3 protein-coding genes are annotated in these 3,255 nt (G+C 53.7%); 2 read left to right on the top strand and 1 reads right to left on the bottom strand.

Features of this window, described 5'->3' with window-relative positions; genetic code table 11:
• The first annotated feature begins 9 nt into the window (after positions 1 to 9).
• Positions 10 to 234 (top strand): zinc ribbon domain-containing protein, encoded by a 225-nt coding sequence (locus tag MHN01_RS21645; RefSeq protein WP_239413372.1) that lies wholly within the window; start codon positions 10 to 12, stop codon positions 232 to 234.
• A gap of 200 nt (positions 235 to 434) precedes the next feature.
• A complete protein-coding gene (locus MHN01_RS21650) occupies positions 435 to 2,048 on the top strand; it encodes an ABC transporter ATP-binding protein (protein WP_239413370.1) in 1,614 nt (537 codons plus the stop codon).
• Between the two features lie 87 nt (positions 2,049 to 2,135).
• Here MHN01_RS21650 and xseA read toward each other — a convergent pair.
• Positions 2,136 to 3,255: exodeoxyribonuclease VII large subunit (gene xseA / locus MHN01_RS21655; RefSeq protein ID WP_239413371.1), on the bottom strand; the 1,120-nt coding region annotated here is incomplete at its 5' end.

The following is a 3,255-nucleotide window of genomic DNA, read 5'->3' on the forward strand; positions in this document are numbered from 1 at the left end:
AGAACAGTTATGAGCGAGAATCGATGTCCCGCCTGTCAGGACGAACTGAACTGGAAGGACGGTCAGTACTATTGTGATGCCTGCCAGCATCCGGTCAGGAAGCGGGCGTTTTGTCCCGACTGTGACAGTGAGCTGGAAAAGCTACAGGCATGCGGTTCGGCCAGTTATTTCTGTAATAGTTGCAACGAGTTGAAGTCCAAGTCGCGGGTCAGAGTGGTCTTTGAGAAAGCCTGAGTGTGATCTCAGTGAACGGCTAGGTTGTTTGCAGGTACTGGTTCATTTTGCAGGAGTTCATTATGCATAGGTTTTGTTATATGGCTAATTAGCCTGCGTGAGTTAATACTTAACAGTGGTAAATCTTGTTTAATCACGGTAATCTTCCTTGATAATAATTATCATTACGATATTTGTATTCACTGATAGGGATTATTGGTATGACATCAGCTTCTCCACTTTTGCAGGTCAGCAACCTTTCTGTTTCGTTTCGCATGGAAGATGAAACCGTCGAGGCGGTGAAGAATATTTCATTTCAGCTCGAAAAGGGGCAGACGCTGGCGCTGGTCGGTGAGTCCGGCTCAGGCAAGTCTGTATCCTCCAGCAGTATTATGGGTCTGTTGCCACCCAATGCGGTTATCTCGCCTGACAGCTCAGTGCGCTTTCAGCAACAGGAAATTCTGTCGATGTCTGAAAAGGCATTGCGGAGTGTCCGTGGCGATCGGATTGCCATGATATTTCAGGAGCCGATGACGTCGTTGAACCCTTACATGCCGGTGGGGGAGCAAGTTGCAGAAGCGATAGTGTGCCACCGTAAGGTCTCGCGCAGGGAGGCGGTCGCCGAAACACTGGCGCTGTTTCACAAGGTGCAACTGCCCGAGCCGGAAAAGCGGCTTAATCATTATCCCCATGAGTTCTCGGGCGGTCAGCTGCAGCGGATCATGATTGCAATGGCGCTATCCAATAAGCCCGATATTTTGGTGGCTGACGAGCCCACCACGGCACTGGATGTGACGGTGCAGGCCGAAGTGCTTAAGTTGCTGAAAGATATTCAGGCTGAAATGGGGATGGCCATTTTATTCATTACCCATGACTTGGGGGTGGTAAAACATTTCGCCGACAATGTGGTCGTGATGTGCAAAGGGGAAGTGGTTGAAACGGGGAGTGTCCGCCAGATATTTGAACAGCCTCGCCACAGCTATACCAAAATGTTGCTGGATGCGGAACCTAAGGCCCATGGGCCTTCCGAGGAGGCACACTCGTCATATGTACTGGAAGCCGAAGACGTCAGGGTGAAGTATGTCCTCAAAACCAACTGGCTTGGTGTCGAGACAGAATACCTTGAGGCTGTCAAAGGGATCAGCCTGGCGGTACGTCCGGGTCAGACAGTCGGGATTGTCGGCGAGTCAGGTTCCGGTAAGTCGACCTTGGGTCGAGCATTGATGCAGTTGCTCCCGTCTACTGGCAATATTATGTTTGAAGGCCAGAGCATTCGTTCGATGACGGATCGGCAGCGCTACGAGCTGAAGCGGAACATGCAGATGGTGTTTCAGGATCCCTATGGGTCACTGTCACCAAGGATGACTGTTGGTGAAATCATAACCGAGCCACTTACCGTATTTTCCGAACTAAGCAAGCAAGAGCGTATGCAGCGGGCACGCAAGGCGTTGGAAGAAGTGCGTCTCGAGCCGAGCTGTATTAACCGTTATCCCCATGAGTTTTCGGGTGGACAGCGGCAGCGAATCGCGATTGCCCGGGCCTTGATTATGGAGCCGCAGTTTATCCTGCTTGACGAGCCGACGTCGGCGCTTGACCGGTCGGTACAGCTGACGGTGCTGGAGCTGCTGAAGGATATTCAGAAGCGACACAATATCGGCTACCTGTTCATCAGCCATGATCTGTCGGTAATACGGGCGATTTCAGATGAAGTGATCGTGATGCAGCGCGGTGAAGTGGTAGAGCGGGGGACTGCCCAGCAAGTGTTTGAAGCACCGCAACAGGCTTATACCCAGCGCTTGATTGATGCCTGTATGCTGGTTGATGATGTGGCCTGATAGCCAAACTTAGTCTGTTTATTCAAGGTTTATAATGATAAAACGCCGCTACTGCGGCGTTTTTTGTTTCTGGTTCGGCTACCTTATCTAATCACTGACGACGGAGCGAATTTCCCCGTCTGCCACTTTGGTATTCAGGATATCTCCGGCGCTGACCTGATCGGCTCGGCGGATCACCTTGCCCTTGTCATTGCGGGTAATGGAGTAACCGCGTCCCAGTGTGGCCAGCGGGCTGACCGTTTCCAGTTTTTCTGCGGCCATGGCCAGCTTGTGGCTGGCATTGAGCAGGCGGCGATCCATGGCATCGAGCAGGCGATGTTGGGTTTTTTCCAGTCGGTTGCTCTGCTGTTTGAGCGTCTGGGCCGGCGAGTGCAGTGCCAGCTTGTATTCGGCACGGTTGATATGCTGCTGGTGGTGGTTGAGCAATTGGCGCATCGCCCGCTCCATCCGGCTCGACAGCTCGTCGAGGTGTTGCTGCTGTTGGTTCAGACGCACCTGTGGATGTTGGCGGTCCAGCCTGTGCTGAAGCTTGATCACCGCCGCCTGACGGCCTGCCAGGTAGTGGCGCATTGCATGGTGGAGCTGCTGGGTTTTCTGGCTGATTTTCTGGGTCTGATGGGTTATATCACGGCTGATAAGCTCGGCCGCGGCAGACGGTGTCGGCGCCCTGACATCAGCCACAAAATCAGCAATTGTTACGTCGACTTCATGGCCGACGGCGCTGACCACTGGGATCTGGCTGGCAACAATCGTGCGGGCAACGATTTCTTCGTTAAAGGCCCACAAGTCTTCCAGCGAGCCGCCGCCGCGACCAACAATCAGAACATCACACTCCTGGCGGGCATTGGCCCGGCCGATAGCCTGGGCAATGGAGATGGCCGCTCCTTCGCCCTGTACCATGGTCGGATAAATAACCACGGGTAAGCCGGGATCGCGTCGTTGCAAGACATTGAGAATGTCGTGCAGGGCTGCGCCGGTTTTCGAGGTCACGATGCCGACCCGCTTGGGTTGCTCGGGCAGTGGCTTTTTCAGCGATTGGGCAAACAGACCTTCAGCGGCAAGCGACATCTTGAGCTGCTCGAATTGCTGCTGCAGGCGACCGTCACCTTCAGGCTGCATGCTCTCGATGATTAGCTGGTAGTCACCACGCGGTTCATACAAGGAGAGCCTGGCTTTCACCAGCACTTGAGTACCGTTGGCCGGTTTG

It is taken from the genome of Photobacterium sp. OFAV2-7 (assembly GCF_022347985.1).
Taxonomy (GTDB): domain Bacteria; phylum Pseudomonadota; class Gammaproteobacteria; order Enterobacterales; family Vibrionaceae; genus Photobacterium.